Raw genomic sequence first — 16,990 nt, forward strand, 5'->3', positions numbered from 1 at the left:
TCTCTCGTCCTTGAACGACGCTATAGTGATCAGACTTCGGCGAACATCGTCTCGTCTCTGGGAGGGTGATACCGTCCGGGCGGCCAGAGGGACCATGACCGCGCAACCGCGAAACATTGCCGATCCACCGAGCGGCGGCGTCGGCCAGGGCGCCGACGTACTGACCGAGGTGCTGCGGGCGGTGCGGCTGAACGGTTCGGTGTTCATGAGCGGCGTGTTCGCCACGCCGTTCGGCGTCATCAGCCCGAACCGCTGGAGCGAGACCGAGGCGATGGCCCATCTGCGCCACGCCAGTGTCTTTCACCTGATCACCGAGGGCGGCTGCTGGCTGCAGACCGCCGAGGGCGCCCGCTGCGAGCTTTCAGCCGGCGATGTCGTGCTCATGCCCTTCACGGCCGAGCACCGCTTCTGGTCGGGAGACCCGGCCGGCTTTGTCCACGCCGAGACCCTGGTCAGGCCCGGCCCGATCGAAGGGGTCGACACCATCCGCTATGGCGAGGGCGGCGAGCACACCCGGATCGTCTGCGGCTTCCTGGAGTCGGCAGAGATGCTGGCCGCGCCGCTGTTCCGCTCCCTGCCGCACCTCCTGATCGAGCGTACCGATGACGCCCTGACCGGCATGCTGGCCAGCACCGTCGGGGAAATCCTGCGCCAGCTCGACGCCGCCCAGCCGGGAGCGCAGCTGCTGCTCGGGCGGTTGATGGAGCTGTTGTTCGTCGAGGTGCTGCGTCGCCACGCCGCCCGGCTGCCGGTCGGGGCCACGGGCCTGCTGGCGGCGCTCAACGATCCGGTCGTCGGCCGCGCGCTGAAGGCCATCCACGCCGACCCCGCCCACCGCTGGACGGTCGAGGCCCTGGCGAAAGAGGCCGGCGCCTCGCGCACCGTGCTGGCCGAACGGTTCAACGCCGTCCTCGGCAAGCCGCCGATCGAATACCTGGCCGGCTGGCGGCTTCAGCTGGCCGCCGAGCATCTGCGGGAAACGGGCGACAGCCTCGCCCTGGTGGCCGAACGAGCAGGTTACGAGAGCGAGGCCGCCTTCAGCCGGGCCTTCAAGCGTACCATGGGCGTCAGTCCAGGGCGGTGGCGAAGCGCCGGCTGATCAGGCCCGGACGAACTTGCGCGCGCACCAGTAGCGGAAGCCCTGGTCCTCGACGCATTGCCAGCCCTGGCGGCGCAGGGCCGAGCCGACGCGCTGGTTGAAATAGCCATGGGCGACGATCAGCACGTCCTGGCCCTGGTCGGCCATGGCCGCCACCATGCGGGCGGCCTCGGCGGCGCGCTGTTCGGCCTGGCGGTGGGTCTCGACCTCGTCGTGCTTGTCGCTGAGCACCCAGTTGAGCCGCGCCAGGAAGCCCCAGATCTTGGGCGACAGCCTGAGCCAGGCCGGCCATTTGGGCGGCGGCAGCGGGGCCTCGACGAACAGCGGATCCTGCGCAAAGGCCTTGCCGCCGCAGATGGCGTTGGTGGTTTCGATCGAGCGCGGGCGGATCGAGGCGATGATCACATCGGCGCTCTGGGCCACCACCTTGAGGCCCTCGGGCGGGGTCTGGCCGGGCTTGATTCCCTTGACCTCATAGCCGGCCCACCAGGTGCGGTATTCATCGGCATTGAGCCGCACCCGGCGCGACTGCGCCGGTTCGCCATGGCGCACGAGCGTCACCGAACCGCCCTTACGGACGGCCGTGGCGGGTGCGATATCGGCGGTCAAAGCGTCTGCCATACTTACCGAAAACCGGGCCTTTGGGGTCGGTTCCCGCATGTCGGGGCCCCCCGGCGCACCGTCATGCGTCCTGCAACGCCTGCACATGCGCCAGGGCCGAACGCCCCAACGCCTCTAGGTCGTAACCGCCCTCGAGGGACGAGACAACCCGCCCCCGGGAGCGTCCGTTCGCCACGGCGACCACCGCGCGGGTGGCCCAGGCATAGTCCTCCGCCTCCAGAAGCTGCTGGGCCAGCGGATCGCGGGCATGGGCGTCAAAGCCGGCCGAGATGATCACAAGATCGGGGGCGAAGGCGTCGACCTGGCCCATCAACTGCTCGAAGGTGGCCCGCCACTGCTCGCGCGGGGCCATGGGCGCCACCGTGCCGTTGACGATGTTGCCAACCCCGGTCTCGGACGGATCGCCGGTGCCCGGATACAGCGGCGACTGGTGGATGGAGGCGAAGAACAGGGTCGGATCGGTCTCGAACACAGCTTGCGTGCCGTTGCCGTGGTGGACGTCGAAATCAACCACCGCCACCCGCGCCAGCCCCGCCGCCTGGGCCGCCCGCGCCGCGATAGCGACATTGGAGAAGACACAGAATCCCATGGCCGTCTCCGGCTCGGCGTGATGCCCCGGCGGCCGCACGGCGCAGAAGGCGCGCTGGGTTTCACCGCGCGCCACGGCCCGAACCGCCTCGACGGGCGCCCCGGCGGCGCGGCGGGCGGCGATGATGCTGCCGCGCGACAGGAAGGTGTCCTCGTCCAGCCGCACGATACCCTCGCGCGGCGCCGCCGCGAGCATGGCGTCGATGTAGCGTTGCGGATGCACCAGCCTTAGGTCCTGGATCGACGCTTGCGGCGCCTCCAGCCGGTTCAGGTCGAGCCCGGCATGGTCGTCCAGGGCATCGACCACGGCGGTCAGCCGCTCCGAGCGCTCCGCATGGCCTTCGCCTGGATGGTGATCGAGCATGTCGGGGTGGGTGTAACAGGCCAGGGTCATGGGGCGGAATCTCCGGCGCCCGGGCCGTCAAGGCAAGCGCCGCGACTGGCGCCGCCCCGCGATCTTCGGCATCGTGTTGGCCGCTGTATCAGGAAACACCCTTGCCCGCCCTGCTTCCCGTCATCGCCGTCCTGCTGCTGGCCGAGCCCCTGCTCGCCGCCACGCCCGAGGAAATCGCCGTCGCCCGCAAGGAGGCCGACACCCTGATCGCCTCGACGGCCACGCCCGGCCTGTTCGAGAACATCACCGACAGCCAGGCCCCGGCCGTCCGGCATCTGCGCAGCGGCCTGGTCTGCCGCTATCCGGCCGGCTCCTACAGCCGCAGCCTGCAGATTCATGACTACGGCAGCCTGGCCAAACACGGCGACAGTGTCGGCTGTCGCTACGCCGACGAGGGGCAGGTCTTCAGCCTCTACGTCGTGCGGCTGAAGTCGCCGATCACGCCGAGAAAGGATCTGGAGGAGAGCATCATCGTCGGTGGCCCGGACGAGCTTCCCTATCGCGGCGTGGTCCTGCCGATCCGCTTCATCGACGACGACCCGGCCGGGACCCTGACCGACGAGAGAACCTTCCGCGGGGACCGCGGCGACCAGATGTTCAAGAAGACCGTCGTTGGCCGGGTCGGAAACTGGAACTACCGGCTGTGGGCCGCAGGCCCCCTGCCCCAGGACCAAGCCGTCCAGCGCCAGGCCGGGGAAATCTGGGGCCGGCTCATGGTCCATATTGTCCACCGGCCGGGCCGCGACTAGACGGAACCCAGCATGAGCCAACCGACCATCCGCCGCGCCGGCCCGGCCGACGCCGACACCCTCTCGCGCCTGGGCGCCCGGACCTTCACCGAGACCTTCGGTCACCTCTATCCGGTCGAGGACCTGGCCGCCTTCCTCATCTACGCCTACGGCACAGAGCGCACCCGCGCCGACCTCGCCCACCCGGACAAGGCCAGCTGGCTGGTCGAGCTCGACGGCCAGGCCATCGGCTACGCCTCGGCCGGACCATGCGGCCTGCCCCATGAGGACGCCAAACCGGCCGACCGCGAACTCTACCGCTTCTACATCCTGGCGGCGCACCAGGGCGGCGGCATCGGCCGGCGGCTGCTGGACGTCGTCTTCGCCTGGATGGACCGGGACGGTCCGCGCACCCAGTGGATCGGTGTCTGGTCGGAAAATCACGGCGCCCAGAGGCTCTATGGCCGCCTCGGATTCGAGAAGGTCGGCGACTACATCTTCCCCGTTGGCCAGACGATGGACGAGGAATTCATCCTGCGGCGCGGCTGATCCCTGTTCGGGACGGTCCGGCGTGCTACATCCGCCGTCATGGGGCGCGCCTTCGACCATGACGTGATCATTGCCGGCGGCGGTCTGGCCGGTGGCCTGATCGCGCTTCGCCTGCGCGCCTTCCGTCCCAGCCTCGACATCCTGCTGCTGGAAGCCGGCCCGGTGCTCGGCGGCGTCCACACCTGGTCCTGTTTCGAGAGCGACCTGACGCCCGAGATCCGCGACTGGCTGCAGCCGATGATCAGCCACCGCTGGGCCGGCTACAGCGTGCGGTTTCCGGGCTACGAGCGGCGCCTGACCACCCCCTACCAGTCTATCGCCTCCAGCCGCTTCGCCGATCACCTTCAGCGCGAACTGGGCGCCGCGATCCGGCTGAACGCCCCGGTCGCCGATCTCGAAGCCAACATCGCCATGCTGGCCGACGGCACGACCCTGACCGCCCCACTGGTCATCGACGCGCGTGGGCCGCGTTCGGGTCCCCTGGTCCTTGGCTGGCAGAAGTTTCTCGGCCAGGAGGTCGAGCTCGCCGCGCCCCATGGCCTCGACGGCCCCATCGTCATGGACGCGACGGTGGACCAGCTCGACGGCTATCGCTTCCTCTACAGCCTGCCCCTGTCACCGACCCGGCTGCTGATCGAGGACACCCGCTACAGCGACGGCGAGGCGCTCGACAAGGACGCCCTGCGCGCCGACATCGCCGCCTACGCCCGGGCCCAGGGCTGGCAGATCGCCGCCCTGGTCCGCGAGGAAGACGGCGTCCTGCCCATTGCGCTGGGTGGCGACATCGCCGCCTGGTGGGACCGTTCGGGCAGCGCCGCCAGCGTCGGCCTGCGCGCCGCCCTGTTCCACCCGGTCACCGGGTACAGCCTGCCCGACGCCGCCCGCCTGGCCGACGAGATCGCCACCCTGCCGCGCCTCGACACCGCCAGCGTCCGCGCCGCCGTGCGCCATCGCTCGATGACCGCCTGGGAAGAGCGCGGTTTCTATCGCCTGCTCAATCGGATGCTGTTCCGCGCCTGCGCACCGGACCAGCGCTACCGGGTCCTCGCCCGCTTCTATCGCCTGCGCCAGCCGCTGGTCGAACGCTTCTACGCCGCCCGCGCCGGCCTGGCCGACAAGGCGCGCATCCTCACCGGCAAGCCGCCGGTGCCCATCGGCGCCGCCCTCAAGGTGATGGCCGAATCCTCCGTGCTCAAGGACCTGACCCGATGACCTCCAAGCGTATCGCCGTCATCGGATCGGGGTTCGGGGGGCTGGCACTGGCCGTTCGCCTGCAGTCGGCCGGCCATGCCGTCACCCTCTTTGAGGGCCGCGACAAGCCCGGCGGCCGGGCCTACGTCTGGAAAGAGCAGGGCCACACCTTCGACGCCGGCCCGACCGTCATCACCGACCCCGCCTGCCTGGAAGAACTGTTCGCCCTCTCCGGCCGCAAGCTGTCCGACTACGCCGAGCTGATCAGCGTCGATCCCTTCTACCGGCTGTGCTGGGAGGACGGGGACACCTTCGACTACGTCAACGACCAGGCCGAACTGGATCGGCAGATCGGGCTAAGAAACCCCGCCGATGTCGAGGGTTACAAGCGCTTCCTCAAGTACAGCGAAGAGCTGTTCCAGGAGGGTTACGTCAAGCTCGGCCACGTCCCCTTCCTCGACTTCAAGAGCATGATCGTGGCGGCCCCGCAGCTGATGAAGCTGCAGGCCTGGCGCAGCGTCTACGCCAAGGTCTGCGGCTTCGTGCAGGACGAGCACCTGCGCCAGGCCCTGTCCTTCCACACCCTGCTGGTCGGCGGCAGCCCCTTCGCCACCTCATCCATCTACGCCCTGATCCATGCCCTGGAGCGGCGCGGCGGCGTCTGGTTCCCGCGCGGCGGTACGGGCGCCCTTATCAGCGCCCTGGCCCGGCTGTTCGAGGACCTCGGCGGCCAATTGCGGCTCTCAACGCCGGTCCGCCAGATCACCACCGCCAACGGCAAGACCACCGGCGTGGTCACCGACGCCGGTCCCGAGACCTTCGACGCCGTCGCCTCCAACGCCGACATCGTCCACACCTACGACAAGCTGCTGAAGGACGACCCGCGCGGTCGCCAGGCCGCCACTGCTGTCAAACGCAAGCGCTTCAGCCCCAGCCTGTTCGTCGTCCACTTCGGCCTGAAAGCCCCGCAGCCGCAGCTGCGCCATCACACCATCTGCTTCGGCCACCGTTACAAGGGCCTGATCGACGAGATCTACGCAAAGAACAATCTTGCCAATGACTTCTCGCTCTATCTTCATTCGCCCTGTGCGACGGACCCGGGCATGGCGCCGGCCGGCGGCAGCACCCACTACGTCCTCTCTCCGGTGCCGCACCTGGGCACCGCCGACATCGACTGGGCCGTCGAGGGCCCGCGCTATGCCGACAGCATCCTGGATTACCTGGAGGCCCGCTACATCCCCAACCTGCGCCGCGACCTCACCGTCCAGCGCATCTTCAGCCCGGCCGATTTCAAGGGCGAGCTGAACGCCCACCTGGGCTCGGCCTTCAGCCTCGAACCCATCCTCACCCAGAGCGCCTTCTTCCGCACCCACAACCGGGATGACCGGATTCCCAACCTCTACTTCGTTGGCGCGGGGACCCATCCCGGCGCCGGGATTCCGGGCGTTGTGGGCTCAGCCAAGGCGACCGCCGGCCTGATGATCGAGGACCTGGCGTGAGCGATCTCGAAGCTGTCAGCCGGGAGGCCATCCAGCAGGGCAGCCAGAGCTTCGCCGCCGCCGCCGCCCTGTTCGACCCGGCCACCCGCGCCGACGCCGAGATGCTTTACGCCTGGTGCCGCCACTGCGATGACGTCATCGACGGCCAGACCCTCGGCCATGACCGGGTTGCCGTATCGCCCGAACAGATCCGCGCAACCCTCGAAGATCTATACGCAAAGACCCGCTCGTCCCTGGCCGGCGAGCCGCAATCGGACCCCGCCTTCGCCGCCTTCCAGCAGGTCGCCCTGCGGCGCGGCATCCCGGAAGCCTGGGCCATCGAACTGATCGACGGCTTTGCCATGGACGTCTCCGAGGTCCGCTACGCGACCTTTGAGGACACTCTGAAATACTGCTGGCACGTGGCCGGCGCCGTCGGCGTCATGATGGCCCTGGTCATGGGGGTGAAGCCCGACGACCTCGCCACCCTGCGCCGCGCCCAGGACCTGGGTCTCGCCTTCCAGCTCACTAACATCGCCCGCGATATCGTCGAGGACGCACAGAATGGCCGCGTCTACCTGCCCGACGTCTGGCTGACCGAAGCCGATGTGCCGCGCGAGGAACTGGCCGAACCCAAATACCGCCAGACCGTCGCCAACCTCGCGTTCAGCCTCGTTGAGGCCGCCGAGCCCTACTACGAGAGCGCCCGCTGGGGCCTGCGCGCCCTGCCCTTCCGCTCGGCCTGGGCCGTTGCGGCGGCGAACCGCGTCTACCGCCAGATCGGCGTCCGGGTCGTCGAGCGGGGGGCCGCCGCTTGGGACAGCCGGACCTCGACCAGCAAGGCGGACAAGATCGTCCTGGCGCTGCAGGGCCTGCTCATGACCCTGCGCGCCCACACCTTCGACCGCTGGCGCGAACCGCCGGTCCGCCCGCCGCTCTGGTCGCGGATCTAGGCCGCCGCCGCCCGGATCACCGCCATCAGCCTGGCCCGCGTCAGGCCGTCGGCGACCCCGTCGAAGCGGCTCTGCACCCAGTGGCGCTGGAAGGCCGTCACCACCTCGCGGGTGTTCTGGTCGAACTGCCCCGACGGCGCGCAGTCATAACCCAGCCGGGTCAGGCCGGCCTGCAAGGCGAACACGCCCACCCCTTCCGCACCTTCCGCCAGCGCGTCGCCCGGAGCCGGATCGGCCTCCGCCCACAGACCATGGCCGGCCTCGGCGATTCGTTTCCAGGGGAACAGTTCACCCGGGTCCTGCTTGCGGGCCGGGGCCAGGTCGGAGTGGCCGATGATACGGTTGTCGGGCACCTGCCAGCGGCCGCGGATGTCGGTCGTCAGGGCGATGACGGCGGCGATCTGCGCCTCGGGAAAAGGACGGTAGCCGAATTCATGGCCCGGATTGACGATCTCGATGCCGACCGAGACGGCGTTGCAGTTGGTCTCGCCCCGCCAGCTGCCGCGCCCCGCGTGCCAGGCCCGCCGTTCCTCGGCGACCAGGCTGAAGATGCGGCCGTCCTCCTCCACCAGATAGTGGCTGGAAACCCTGGCCTCGGGATCGCGCAGCCGGGCCAGGGCGGCCTCGCCGGTCTGCATGCCGGTGTAGTGCATGACGATCATGTCAGGCGGCGCGGTGCGGGCGTCGAAGTTGGGTGACGGGGCGGGAATGACTTCCAGCGTCATTGGGCGCGATTCCGAATGGCCATCAGCAAGGGCATCACATGATTGGGTCTCAGCGCCACGATCAAGACCCCCAGCAGGGCCAGCGCCGCGCCAATGCCCATGCGCAGGTCGAAGTAGTCCTTGGTGATCAAGACGCCCATGACGATGGTCGCCAGTGGCGTCATCAGGGTCAGCGGCGAGATCAGGGTCGCCTCATACTTCTGGATCAGGTGGTAGTAGACCGTGTGGGCGATGATCGAGACGATCAGCGCCGAATAGAGCACCGCCGCCAGGAAGGGCCAGCCTGCCTGCAATGCGACGGCGATCTGGTTGTGTTCGAAGACGGCGGTCATCCCGGCCAGCGGCCAGATTGCCGAGAACCCGACCCAGGCCTGGAATTGGAGGGGTTTGACCCCCTCCATCTGCTTCATCATCACCGCGCCCAGCGATCCCGCCAGGGCCGCACCGGCGATCAGCCACAGTCCGATGCTGAGCGACAGCCCGGCCGGATGCCACATGACCAGCACGGCGCCGGCCAGGGTCAGGGCCATGCCGAGGCCCCGCCGCCAGCGGACCTTCTCGCCCAGCATGATCATCGACAGCACCGTCGTCATCGGCACGCCGAGCTGGACGATGATCGAGGCGGCCGACGGGCTGGCGGTCTGGAAGCCGATGAAGATCAGCGCGAAGTTCAGGCCGCCGATCAGCTGGGCGATGATGATCATCCGCCACAGGGGCCGGGGCGCCGGCAACAGCCAGGGCAGGGTCAGGGCGGCGACGATGGCAAAACGGACGGCCGCATAGAACAGCGGCGGCACCATCATGTCGCTGACCACGATCTTGCTGACGATGTTGTTGGAGGCCCAGATCAGGCACATCGCCATCAGCAGGAAGAAGTCGCGAAGTCCCATGAACCGGGTCTAGCCCGGCGCCGCCACGGAAAGCCACCCTTGCACGGCGCCGGCGCCGAAATTCCTTCAGTCCTTGCGGCGCGTGAAGCGGAGCGCGGTGTGGGTGTCAGAGAAGGAACAGACCTTGTTGTCGACCAGGCCGTGGGCCTTGGCGCCGGCCATGACCTCGACGTCCTTGATCGTGGCGGCCTTGCCCTTGCGCGAGACGATCCACAGCGCCCCTTTCGGGGCCAGCATCGGAATCAGCTCCGGCACGCGGGCCATCTCCGCGAGGCTGTCGGCGCCCCACAGCAGGATGTCGAGTTCGCTGAACTCGTTCAAAGGCTGCGTTCGCTGAGCAAGCTCGGAAAGGATGTTGCCGTCGGCGACGTCCAGCACCGCCACCCGCATGCCCGGCTTGACGCCTAGCTTGTCGAGGCGGCCCGGCGGGTTGGCGATGGCCTCGGCCCAGCGCGCCGCGAAGGGCTCGCCGAGCGCGAACCGCTCGCCGCTGGCCAGCACCAGGTCGCCGCCCTCGGCCCGGACGCCGACCAGGGCCACGCCCTGCCAGACCAGCCGATGGTCGCCCCGGAAGATCAGCTTGGGCGCCTCCCACTGCAGCCGACCAACCTCCCGGCCGTCGGCGAAGGTGGCGGTGACGCCATCGACGTCCTTGCCCATCGCCTAGCCCTTCGCCGCCGCTTCGAACGCCCGCTGGCGGCAGTTGGCGGCGAAGGTCGCGCGCAGGTCGGCCGGCGGCGGGGCGAACGGCCCCAGGGTCTCGGCGCCATAGCTGGCCGAGATCGGCTTGCCGCTGGTCAGGGTGATGATCAGGCCGTCATCCATCGGCCCCTCGGCGACGACCGCGCCGGAGCCCGGGTCAGCCACCAGCACATGGGCCTCGCCGCCGGCGCCGAGGCTGAAGCGTTCCTCGCTGGCGATGACTTTCAAGGTCGGCGCCTGAGCCCCGACCTTGCCGTCGACGGTGCAGTAGAGCCGCAGGTCTTCCTTGCCGCCCGATGCGTGAATCATGGCCAGCCCGCCGCCCGTGATGTTGAGCGACCAGTCCGCGGGGGGCGGCGCGGCCTTCATCCACTTGCGGCACTGATCCACCAGTTCGTCGACGACATGGTCGAACGGCGCGTTGAAGGGACCCAGCGCGAGGTCGCCGGCCCTGGCCGAAATCGGCTGACCCGACGACAGCAGGTCCAGCACCGTCTGGGTGATCGCCGTCTCACCGGTCTGCAGGGAGACGGCGCGCCCGCCGGCGCTGAGCTCGACCGGCTTGCCCGCCGTCTCCGGCCGGGTCTCCAGGCGCACACGGAATTGGCCGTCCGACTTGCAGCTTATCGCCAGCTCGCTGGGCCTGCCCGACGCCACATTGAGCGCCAGATTGCCGGTGCTGCGCTTCAGCGTGATCTGGCCGCCGATCACATGCAGCGACCACGCCTTGCTGCGCGGCGCGCCATCCCCGGCCGTCCCGTTGCCGCATCCGGCAAGCAGCATCAGGCCTACGGCGGCGAGGGCCGTTCCCCAGCGCACCTACTGGCCCTTGAACACCGCCGGGCGCTTCTCGAGCAGGGCGGAGACGCCTTCCATGTGGTCCTCGGTCAGGTGGCTGATGGCCTGGGCGGCGGCGCTCATCTCCATCAGGGTGTCGTAGCTGGTCGACTGGCCGTGCTTCAGCAGGGACTTGCCGAGGCGCAAGGCATGCGGCGGCTGCTGGGCGATCTTCTCGGCCATGGCGACGGCCTCGTCGAGCACGGTCTCGGCCGGCACGACGCGGCTGACCAGACCCCAGCGTTCGGCGGTGGCCGCGTCGATGACGTCCCCGGTGAACAGCAGTTCGGACGCCCGGCTCATGCCGATGGTGCGCGGCAGCAGCCAGGCGCCGCCGTCGCCGGGGATCAGGCCAAGCTTGAGGAAGGTCACCCCGAACTTGGCGGTGTCGGCGGCGATGCGGATGTCGGTCATGCAGGCCACGTCGCAGCCCAGGCCGATGGCCGCGCCGTTGACCGCTGCGATCGACGGCACTTCCAGGCCGTAGATGGAGCGGACGATGCGGTGAATGTTGTTGCGGTAGCCTTCGCGGACGGCCACGCCGTTGCCGCCGAACGCGCCTTCGCGCGCCTTCATCGCCTTGACGTCGCCGCCGGCCGAGAAGGCCCTGCCGGCGCCGGTCAGCACCACGGCGCGGATGTTCTGGTCGGCGTTGATCGCCGCGCAGGCCGCCTGGACCTGATCGCCGTCACCGGCCGCGCCCAGCGCATTCATCGACTCCGGCCGGTTCAGGGTCAGGATGGCGATGTGGCCGCGCTTCTCGGTGGTGATCATGCTCATGGCGGTGTCCCTCGATGTTGTGATCACTCCATAGCCGCCCCGCCTTGCGCCGCCAATCCGCCTGAGCCATGCCGACCGGAGTAGCTGATGGAGAACCTGTCCCCATGACCCTGCGCCTCGTCGGCGATGTCGGCGGCACCAACTGCCGGTTCGCCATCTTCGACATCCAGGACGCCGCCACGGAGGTGGCCGCCCCGCGGACATTCAAGGTCGCCGATCATGCGACCCTGGAAGACTCCGTCGACCGCTACCTGCGGGAGACCGACTGCAAGCCGACCCAGGCGGTCATCGCCGTCGCCGGGACGGTCAAGGACGGCCAGGCCGAACTGACCAACGCCCCCTGGGACATGTCGGAAGCTCATCTGCGCCACCACGGGTTCAAGGCCGCCCGCCTGCTCAACGACTATGAAGCGGTGGCCCTGTCGGTCGACCTGCTGACCGACGAGGATCTCGGCGACATCGGCGGTGTCGCCGCCGCGCCGAAAAGCACCATCGCCATCGTCGGGGCCGGCACCGGCCTCGGGGTCGGGGCCCTGGTTCGCGACAGCCTGGGTGACGCTGTCGCCGTCACCGAGGGCGGCCACATCGCCTTTGCCCCGACCGACGAGGTCGAGATCGAGGTTCTGCGCATCCTGACCGCCCGATTCGGCCGCGTTTCCCTCGAGCGCATTCTGTCAGGCCCGGGGCTGGTCAACCTCTACGAAGCCCTGGCCCAGGTCAGCGGCCACAAGGCCGACCATCTCAAGCCTGAAGACATCCAGGCCCGCGCCGACCAGGGGGACGCCCTCGCCGACCAGACACTCAAGCGCTTCTGCCGCATCTACGGCGCGGCGGCGGGCGACTTCGCCCTGGCCTTCGGGGCCTTCGGCGGCGTCTATCTGGGCGGCGGAATCGCCGGCAAGATGATGCCGCGCCTGCGGGCCGGGGAATTCCGTGAGGGTTTCGAGGACAAGGGCCGCTTCCGCGACTACTGCGCCGCCATCCCGACCAAGGCCATCCTGCAGCCCTATGCCGCCCTGCTCGGGGCGGCGGCGGCGCGGATCAACGCGTAGAGGAAGTTGGTAGGCCGGGTGGGGGTCGAACCCACGACCATTCGATTAAAAGTCGAATGCTCTACCACTGAGCTACCGGCCCGCTTGAAGACACCGAAAGAGGGGGTCCGAAGCGGCGCGGACCATAGTGGCGCCCGTTCGACGGAGCAAGCGCTTGCGGGACGGTTTCTGAAGGATATGAATTGAGCCTATGCGCGCTCTCCTCGCTCTGCCCCTGATCGTCCTGCTGGCGGCCTGCGCCACCACCCCGCCGCCGGCGCCCGGACGGGTGCGGACCACCGATCAGGTCAACAAGGGGAGCCTGGCTGGCGCTGCCTCCTCGCCGCTTCGCGACATCAATCTGCTGCGCACCAAGATTCCACAGGTGCTGCTCGATGCCCTCGCCGATCCCTACGCCAAGCCCTATCCGATGAGCTGCAAGGAGATCGCGGCGGTGCTGATTCCGCTCGACGAGGCCCTGGGCCCCGACATGGACCAGCCCAAGCCGACCAAGGCCGACCGGGGCCTGATCGCCGACAGCCGCGAGTTCGTCACCGACGAGGCCATGCGCGAGATCGTCGGAGCTGCGCAGGACATCATCCCCTACCGCGGCTGGGTGCGGAAACTCACCGGCGCCGAGCGGCACGACAAGCTGGTGAGGTCTGCGATCACCGCCGGCGGCATCCGGCGCGGCTACCTGAAGGGCATCGGCCTGGCCAAGGGCTGCAAGCCGCCGGCCGCCCCGACACCCTACACCGGCCCGCCGATCAAGCTGCGGGATCCTTCAACGCCTCAGTACCCGATCAAGAAGTAGGCTTGCTCTGGCGCGCCGCGAAGTCGCGGCGGAACTGGTCGAGCCGGCCCTCGGCTATGGCGGCGCGCAGGGCGGCGGTCAGGGTCTGGAAGAAGGCGATGTTGTGCCAGCTGAGCAGCACCTGGCCGAGGATTTCGTCGGCCTTGACCAGGTGGTGCAGGTAGGCGCGCGAATAGGCCGTGCCGGCCGGGCCGGCGATGTCCGGATCGATGGGGTTGTCGTCCTCGGCGAAGCGGGCGTTCTTCAGGTTGATCGGCCCGTCCCAGGTCCAGGCCTGGCCATGGCGGCCCGAACGGGTCGGCAGGACACAGTCGAACATGTCGACGCCGCGCGCCACCGCCTCGACGATGTCGATCGGCTTGCCGACACCCATCAGGTAGCGCGGCCGGTCGGCGGGCAGCAGGCCGGGGGCGTAGTCGAGGACCTCGCACATGGCGGCATGGCCCTCACCGACCGCCAGGCCGCCGATGGCGTAGCCATCGAAGCCGGTTTCGATCAGGCGCTCGGAGCTTTCGCGGCGAAGGTGTTCAAAGGTGCTGCCCTGCTGGATGCCGAACAGGGCCTGGGTGTCGCGCGTCCCGAAGGCCGTCTTGCTGCGCTGGCCCCAGCGGGCCGACAGCTGCATGGCGGCGCGGGCGCGGTCTTCCTCCGCCGGCCAGCTGACGCATTCGTCCAGCTGCATCACGATGTCGCTGCCCAGCAGGTCGGCCTGGATCTCGATGGAGCGTTCCGGCGACAGGACGTGTTTGGAGCCGTCGATGTGGCTGGCGAAGGTGACGGCGTCCTCCTTCACCTTGGCGATGTTCGACAGGCTCATCACCTGGAAGCCACCGCTGTCGGTGAGGATGGGTTTGTCCCAGCGCATGAACCTGTGCAGCCCGCCCAACCGCTGCACCCGCTCGGCCGTCGGCCGCAGCATCAGGTGGTAGGTGTTGCCGAGGATGATGTCGGCGCCCGACTCCTTCACCTGGTCGACGGTCAGGGCTTTCACCGTGGCGGCGGTGCCGACCGGCATGAAGGCGGGGGTGCGGATGTCGCCGCGCGGGGTCTTCAGCACGCCGGTGCGGGCCGCGCCGTCGGTGGCGCTGATTTCAAAGGGGAAGGTCATCAGGCGGCGCGCATTAGCAGGGATGAGTCGCCGTAGGAATAGAACCGGTAACCCGTCCCGATGGCGTGGGCGTAGGCGGCCTTCATCGTCGCCTGGCCGGCGAAGGCGCTGACCAGCATGAACAGGGTCGATCTGGGCAGATGGAAGTTGGTCATCAGGACGTCGGCGGCGCGGAAGCGGTAGCCCGGCGTGATGAAGATGGCGGTCTCGTCGGCGAAGGGGTGGAGGACGCCGTCCTCGGTCGCGGCGCTCTCCAGCAGGCGCAGCGAGGTGGTGCCGACACAGACGATACGGCCCCCTTTGGCGCGGACGGCGTTGAGGGCGGCGGCGGTTTCCGGCGACACGACGCCGAACTCGGGGTGCATCCTGTGTTCGGCGACCACGTCGGTCTTAACCGGCAGGAAGGTGCCGGCCCCGACGTGCAGGGTGACGAAGTGGCTGGAGACGCCGCGCTCCGCGATAGCCTTGAGAAGGTCGGGGGTGAAATGCAGACCCGCGGTCGGGGCGGCGACCGAACCGTCCTCGCGGGCGTAGACGGTCTGGTAGTCGGTGCGGTCCTGCTCGTCCTCGGGCCGCTTGGCGGCGATGTAGGGCGGCAGGGGCATCTCGCCGACGCCGGCTACGGCGAGGTCGAGGTCGACGCCGCTGAGCTCGAAGGCCAGGGTCAGTTCACCGCCCTCCCCTTTCTCGACGACGTCGGCTGCGAGGGTGGTCAGGGCGCAAGCCCGGTCATGTTTGTCGCCGAACAGGATGCGGTCCCCGACCTTCAGCCGCTTGCCGGGGCGAGCGAAGGCCGTCCAGCGGTTGGGCGAGAGGCGGCGGTGCAGGATGGCCTCTACGCGGACCTCGGTCTCCTCGCGGCGGCGCACCCCGAACAGGCGGGCGGGGATGACGCGGGTGTCGTTGAAGACCAGGGCGTCGCCAGGCCGCAGCAACGAGGGCAGGTCACCGACCGTCATGTCCTCAAGGCCCCCCTCTTGTCCTTGGGCCGGCGGGCGCACGACCAGCAACTTCGCCGACTCGCGAGGGCTGGCCGGGCGAAGGGCAATGAGGTCTTCGGGCAGGTCGAAGTCGAAGTCACTGACGAGCATGGCGCGGCGGATGCGGCTTTGGGGCCGCAACGTCAAGGCTTGCGGATGGACACTGACCCGTTCCGAGGCGCATGATCCCTTGTCGGACTGGGGTTTGCGAGAGCAACGATGCGTATCATCACCTTGGCGCTGTGCGCCGCGACGGCCCTGGGCCTGAGCGCCTGTAACCGCCAGGAGAACAAGCCGGCTCCCGCGCCGGCGCCCGCCGCCACGCCGGCGCCCGCCCCGGCCCATGCGCCCGACGCCGGCCGGCCGAAGGTCAGCGGCTTTGCCCACACCGGAAATTTCGACAACGCCGGCTACTACATGCCGGCCCGCGACATCAAAGTCGGCCACTGGCAGCTGAAGTCCATCGGCGTCGGCGCGATGAGCGATTTCGCGGCCTGGGAACAGGGTGACCGCACCTCGACCTTCGGCCCCATCCTGCTGCAGTTCGACGACACCACCAGCCCGCTGAGCACCAACGAGATGGGCGGCGAGGGCCATGAGGTCAGCGTCCGGGTGTTGCCGACCGGCTATGCCACGGACGGCAAGTCCATCCGCTTCGCCGGGAGCGATCCCAAGCTTGGCCAGATCACCTTCGAGGGCGCCTTCGATGCGGCCGCCATGGCCGAGGCAAAGGCCCAGGGGGCCAGCGACGCCACGGTGCTGACCGGCGTGCTGCAGGTCGGCGACACCCGCATCGAGAACGCCCGCTTCACCTTCTTCGCCGGCGAATGATTTCAACAGGGGAACCATAGTCCAATGAAAACAACCCACATTGCGGCCGCGGCCGCCCTGGTTGTCGGCCTCGGCGGAGCGGCGGCCTTCGCCCAGGGCGGCGGCGGGTGGAACAGCGGCGGGACCTACGATCCCGTTCCGGACGGCAGCTATCAGCGCAGCTGCCGCGACATCACCGTCCAGTACGGCACCCTCACGGCCCGCTGCCTCGACAACCGCCAGAACCTGCAGACCACTTCGATCCAGGTGCGCAGCTGCAACAGCCGCATCGCCAACTACAACGGCTATCTGCGCTGCGAGGGCTGGAGCGGCGGCGGCGGCGGCGGACCGGGCGGTGGTGGCGGCGGTGGCGGCTGGGGCGGCGGTCCCGGAGGTCCCGGCGGCGGTGGCGGCGGTGGCGGCGGCGGCGGCGGCTGGAATGGCGGCAACGGCCCGGTCGGCCTGATCGTCTTCGAAAATCCCGACTACCGCGGTTCCAGCCTCCAGATCCGCGGCAGCGTGCCGGACATGTACGGCTCCGGCCTCGACGACATGATCACCTCGGTGCGGGTCGTCTCGGGCCGTTGGGAAATGTGCTCGGCGCCGAACTTCGGCGGCGAGTGCAAGGTGGTCACCGCCGATACGCCGAACCTGAAGGTCTACAATCTGAACGACCGGGTCAGCTCGATCCGCAAGCTGCGTTAGTTTCAAT

Annotated in this window: 19 protein-coding genes and 1 tRNA gene; 10 read left to right on the forward strand and 10 right to left on the reverse strand. The window is 69.1% G+C overall.

Features of this window, described 5'->3' with window-relative positions:
* Positions 1–94 precede the first annotated feature (94 nt).
* Complete coding sequence (locus AC2YG9_RS13850) at positions 95–1,099, forward strand: helix-turn-helix domain-containing protein (protein ID WP_487298555.1); 1,005 nt, start codon at positions 95–97, stop codon at positions 1,097–1,099.
* Here the strand turns inward: AC2YG9_RS13850 and AC2YG9_RS13855 are convergent, their stop codons facing one another.
* A complete protein-coding gene (locus AC2YG9_RS13855; RefSeq protein WP_487298556.1) occupies positions 1,100–1,708 on the reverse strand; it encodes a histidine phosphatase family protein in 609 nt (202 codons plus the stop codon).
* A 73-nt stretch (positions 1,709–1,781) separates the two neighbouring features.
* Positions 1,782–2,702 carry a histone deacetylase family protein gene (locus AC2YG9_RS13860; protein ID WP_487298557.1) on the reverse strand — a complete coding sequence of 307 codons (921 nt, stop codon included), beginning with the start codon at positions 2,700–2,702 and terminating at the stop codon, positions 1,782–1,784.
* Between the two features lie 101 nt (positions 2,703–2,803).
* On the opposite strand from AC2YG9_RS13860, the gene AC2YG9_RS13865 reads away from it, so the two are divergent.
* The 5 genes from AC2YG9_RS13865 to AC2YG9_RS13885 are packed head-to-tail and all read left to right on the forward strand — an operon-like array spanning position 2,804 to position 7,601.
* A complete protein-coding gene (locus AC2YG9_RS13865) occupies positions 2,804–3,451 on the forward strand; it encodes a hypothetical protein (RefSeq protein WP_487298558.1) in 648 nt (215 codons plus the stop codon).
* Positions 3,452–3,463: 12 nt separating this feature from the next.
* On the forward strand, positions 3,464–3,979 hold the full coding sequence (locus AC2YG9_RS13870; RefSeq protein WP_487298559.1) for an N-acetyltransferase family protein: 516 nt from the start codon (positions 3,464–3,466) through the stop codon (positions 3,977–3,979).
* A 39-nt stretch (positions 3,980–4,018) separates the two neighbouring features.
* The gene (crtY, locus tag AC2YG9_RS13875) at positions 4,019–5,191 is read left to right on the forward strand and encodes a lycopene beta-cyclase CrtY (protein WP_487298560.1); all 1,173 of its coding nucleotides are present in this window, start codon (positions 4,019–4,021) and stop codon (positions 5,189–5,191) included.
* A complete protein-coding gene (locus tag AC2YG9_RS13880) occupies positions 5,188–6,669 on the forward strand; it encodes a phytoene desaturase (protein ID WP_487298561.1) in 1,482 nt (493 codons plus the stop codon). Before crtY ends, AC2YG9_RS13880 begins: the two co-directional genes overlap by 4 nt.
* Entirely contained in the window at positions 6,666–7,601 is a 936-nt protein-coding gene (locus AC2YG9_RS13885; protein WP_487298562.1) for a phytoene/squalene synthase family protein, read from the forward strand. Before AC2YG9_RS13880 ends, AC2YG9_RS13885 begins: the two co-directional genes overlap by 4 nt.
* On the opposite strand, the gene AC2YG9_RS13890 is transcribed toward AC2YG9_RS13885, so the two are convergent.
* The 5 genes from AC2YG9_RS13890 to AC2YG9_RS13910 all read right to left on the reverse strand — a co-directional run bounded on the left by AC2YG9_RS13890 (position 7,598) and on the right by AC2YG9_RS13910 (position 11,535).
* Positions 7,598–8,326, reverse strand: a complete 729-nt coding sequence (locus AC2YG9_RS13890; protein ID WP_487298563.1) for a peptidoglycan recognition protein family protein — start codon at positions 8,324–8,326, stop codon at positions 7,598–7,600. The genes AC2YG9_RS13885 and AC2YG9_RS13890 overlap by 4 nt on opposite strands.
* Positions 8,323–9,216 carry a DMT family transporter gene (locus tag AC2YG9_RS13895; RefSeq protein ID WP_487298564.1) on the reverse strand — a complete coding sequence of 298 codons (894 nt, stop codon included), beginning with the start codon at positions 9,214–9,216 and terminating at the stop codon, positions 8,323–8,325. Before AC2YG9_RS13895 ends, AC2YG9_RS13890 begins: the two co-directional genes overlap by 4 nt.
* A gap of 66 nt (positions 9,217–9,282) precedes the next feature.
* Positions 9,283–9,876 (reverse strand): DUF3052 domain-containing protein, encoded by a 594-nt coding sequence (locus AC2YG9_RS13900; protein WP_487298565.1) that lies wholly within the window; start codon positions 9,874–9,876, stop codon positions 9,283–9,285.
* A gap of 3 nt (positions 9,877–9,879) precedes the next feature.
* Positions 9,880–10,737, reverse strand: coding sequence for a hypothetical protein (locus AC2YG9_RS13905; protein WP_487298566.1), 858 nt, complete (start codon positions 10,735–10,737; stop codon positions 9,880–9,882).
* Positions 10,738–11,535: a crotonase/enoyl-CoA hydratase family protein gene (locus AC2YG9_RS13910; RefSeq protein WP_487298567.1), complete on the reverse strand. Its 798-nt coding sequence runs from the start codon at positions 11,533–11,535 to the stop codon at positions 10,738–10,740.
* A 104-nt stretch (positions 11,536–11,639) separates the two neighbouring features.
* Between AC2YG9_RS13910 and glk the strand changes: the two genes are divergently transcribed.
* Positions 11,640–12,587 carry a glucokinase gene (gene glk / locus AC2YG9_RS13915; protein WP_487298568.1) on the forward strand — a complete coding sequence of 316 codons (948 nt, stop codon included), beginning with the start codon at positions 11,640–11,642 and terminating at the stop codon, positions 12,585–12,587.
* 7 nt (positions 12,588–12,594) lie between these two features.
* Here glk and AC2YG9_RS13920 read toward each other — a convergent pair.
* Positions 12,595–12,669, reverse strand: a tRNA-Lys gene (locus tag AC2YG9_RS13920).
* 108 nt (positions 12,670–12,777) lie between these two features.
* Between AC2YG9_RS13920 and AC2YG9_RS13925 the strand changes: the two genes are divergently transcribed.
* The gene (locus AC2YG9_RS13925; protein WP_487298569.1) at positions 12,778–13,380 is read left to right on the forward strand and encodes a hypothetical protein; all 603 of its coding nucleotides are present in this window, start codon (positions 12,778–12,780) and stop codon (positions 13,378–13,380) included.
* On the opposite strand, the gene tgt is transcribed toward AC2YG9_RS13925, so the two are convergent.
* Both tgt and queA read right to left on the reverse strand, forming a co-directional pair.
* Positions 13,370–14,491, reverse strand: coding sequence for a tRNA guanosine(34) transglycosylase Tgt (gene tgt, locus AC2YG9_RS13930; RefSeq protein WP_487298604.1), 1,122 nt, complete (start codon positions 14,489–14,491; stop codon positions 13,370–13,372). The two genes, AC2YG9_RS13925 and tgt, sit on opposite strands and share 11 nt — an antisense overlap.
* Positions 14,488–15,579: a tRNA preQ1(34) S-adenosylmethionine ribosyltransferase-isomerase QueA gene (gene queA, locus AC2YG9_RS13935; protein ID WP_487298605.1), complete on the reverse strand. Its 1,092-nt coding sequence runs from the start codon at positions 15,577–15,579 to the stop codon at positions 14,488–14,490. Before queA ends, tgt begins: the two co-directional genes overlap by 4 nt.
* Before the next feature lie 108 nt (positions 15,580–15,687).
* On the opposite strand from queA, the gene AC2YG9_RS13940 reads away from it, so the two are divergent.
* Positions 15,688–16,299: a hypothetical protein gene (locus tag AC2YG9_RS13940; protein ID WP_487298570.1), complete on the forward strand. Its 612-nt coding sequence runs from the start codon at positions 15,688–15,690 to the stop codon at positions 16,297–16,299.
* Positions 16,300–16,323: 24 nt separating this feature from the next.
* Complete coding sequence (locus AC2YG9_RS13945) at positions 16,324–16,983, forward strand: beta/gamma crystallin-related protein (protein ID WP_487298571.1); 660 nt, start codon at positions 16,324–16,326, stop codon at positions 16,981–16,983.
* The last annotated feature ends 7 nt before the right edge of the window (positions 16,984–16,990 follow it).

Source organism: Caulobacter sp. SRI_014 (genome assembly GCF_057586315.1).

Coding starts and splice junctions, on each gene's coding strand:
- AC2YG9_RS13850 (WP_487298555.1), top strand. CDS start 95: ATGACCGCGCAACCGCGAAACATTGCCGATCCACCGAGCGGCGGCGTC.
- AC2YG9_RS13860 (WP_487298557.1), bottom strand. CDS start 2,702: ATGACCCTGGCCTGTTACACCCACCCCGACATGCTCGATCACCATCCA.
- AC2YG9_RS13870 (WP_487298559.1), top strand. CDS start 3,464: ATGAGCCAACCGACCATCCGCCGCGCCGGCCCGGCCGACGCCGACACC.
- crtY (WP_487298560.1), top strand. CDS start 4,019: ATGGGGCGCGCCTTCGACCATGACGTGATCATTGCCGGCGGCGGTCTG.
- AC2YG9_RS13880 (WP_487298561.1), top strand. CDS start 5,188: ATGACCTCCAAGCGTATCGCCGTCATCGGATCGGGGTTCGGGGGGCTG.
- AC2YG9_RS13890 (WP_487298563.1), bottom strand. CDS start 8,326: ATGACGCTGGAAGTCATTCCCGCCCCGTCACCCAACTTCGACGCCCGC.
- AC2YG9_RS13895 (WP_487298564.1), bottom strand. CDS start 9,216: ATGGGACTTCGCGACTTCTTCCTGCTGATGGCGATGTGCCTGATCTGG.
- AC2YG9_RS13900 (WP_487298565.1), bottom strand. CDS start 9,876: ATGGGCAAGGACGTCGATGGCGTCACCGCCACCTTCGCCGACGGCCGG.
- AC2YG9_RS13910 (WP_487298567.1), bottom strand. CDS start 11,535: ATGAGCATGATCACCACCGAGAAGCGCGGCCACATCGCCATCCTGACC.
- glk (WP_487298568.1), top strand. CDS start 11,640: ATGACCCTGCGCCTCGTCGGCGATGTCGGCGGCACCAACTGCCGGTTC.
- AC2YG9_RS13925 (WP_487298569.1), top strand. CDS start 12,778: ATGCGCGCTCTCCTCGCTCTGCCCCTGATCGTCCTGCTGGCGGCCTGC.
- queA (WP_487298605.1), bottom strand. CDS start 15,579: ATGCTCGTCAGTGACTTCGACTTCGACCTGCCCGAAGACCTCATTGCC.
- AC2YG9_RS13940 (WP_487298570.1), top strand. CDS start 15,688: ATGCGTATCATCACCTTGGCGCTGTGCGCCGCGACGGCCCTGGGCCTG.
- AC2YG9_RS13945 (WP_487298571.1), top strand. CDS start 16,324: ATGAAAACAACCCACATTGCGGCCGCGGCCGCCCTGGTTGTCGGCCTC.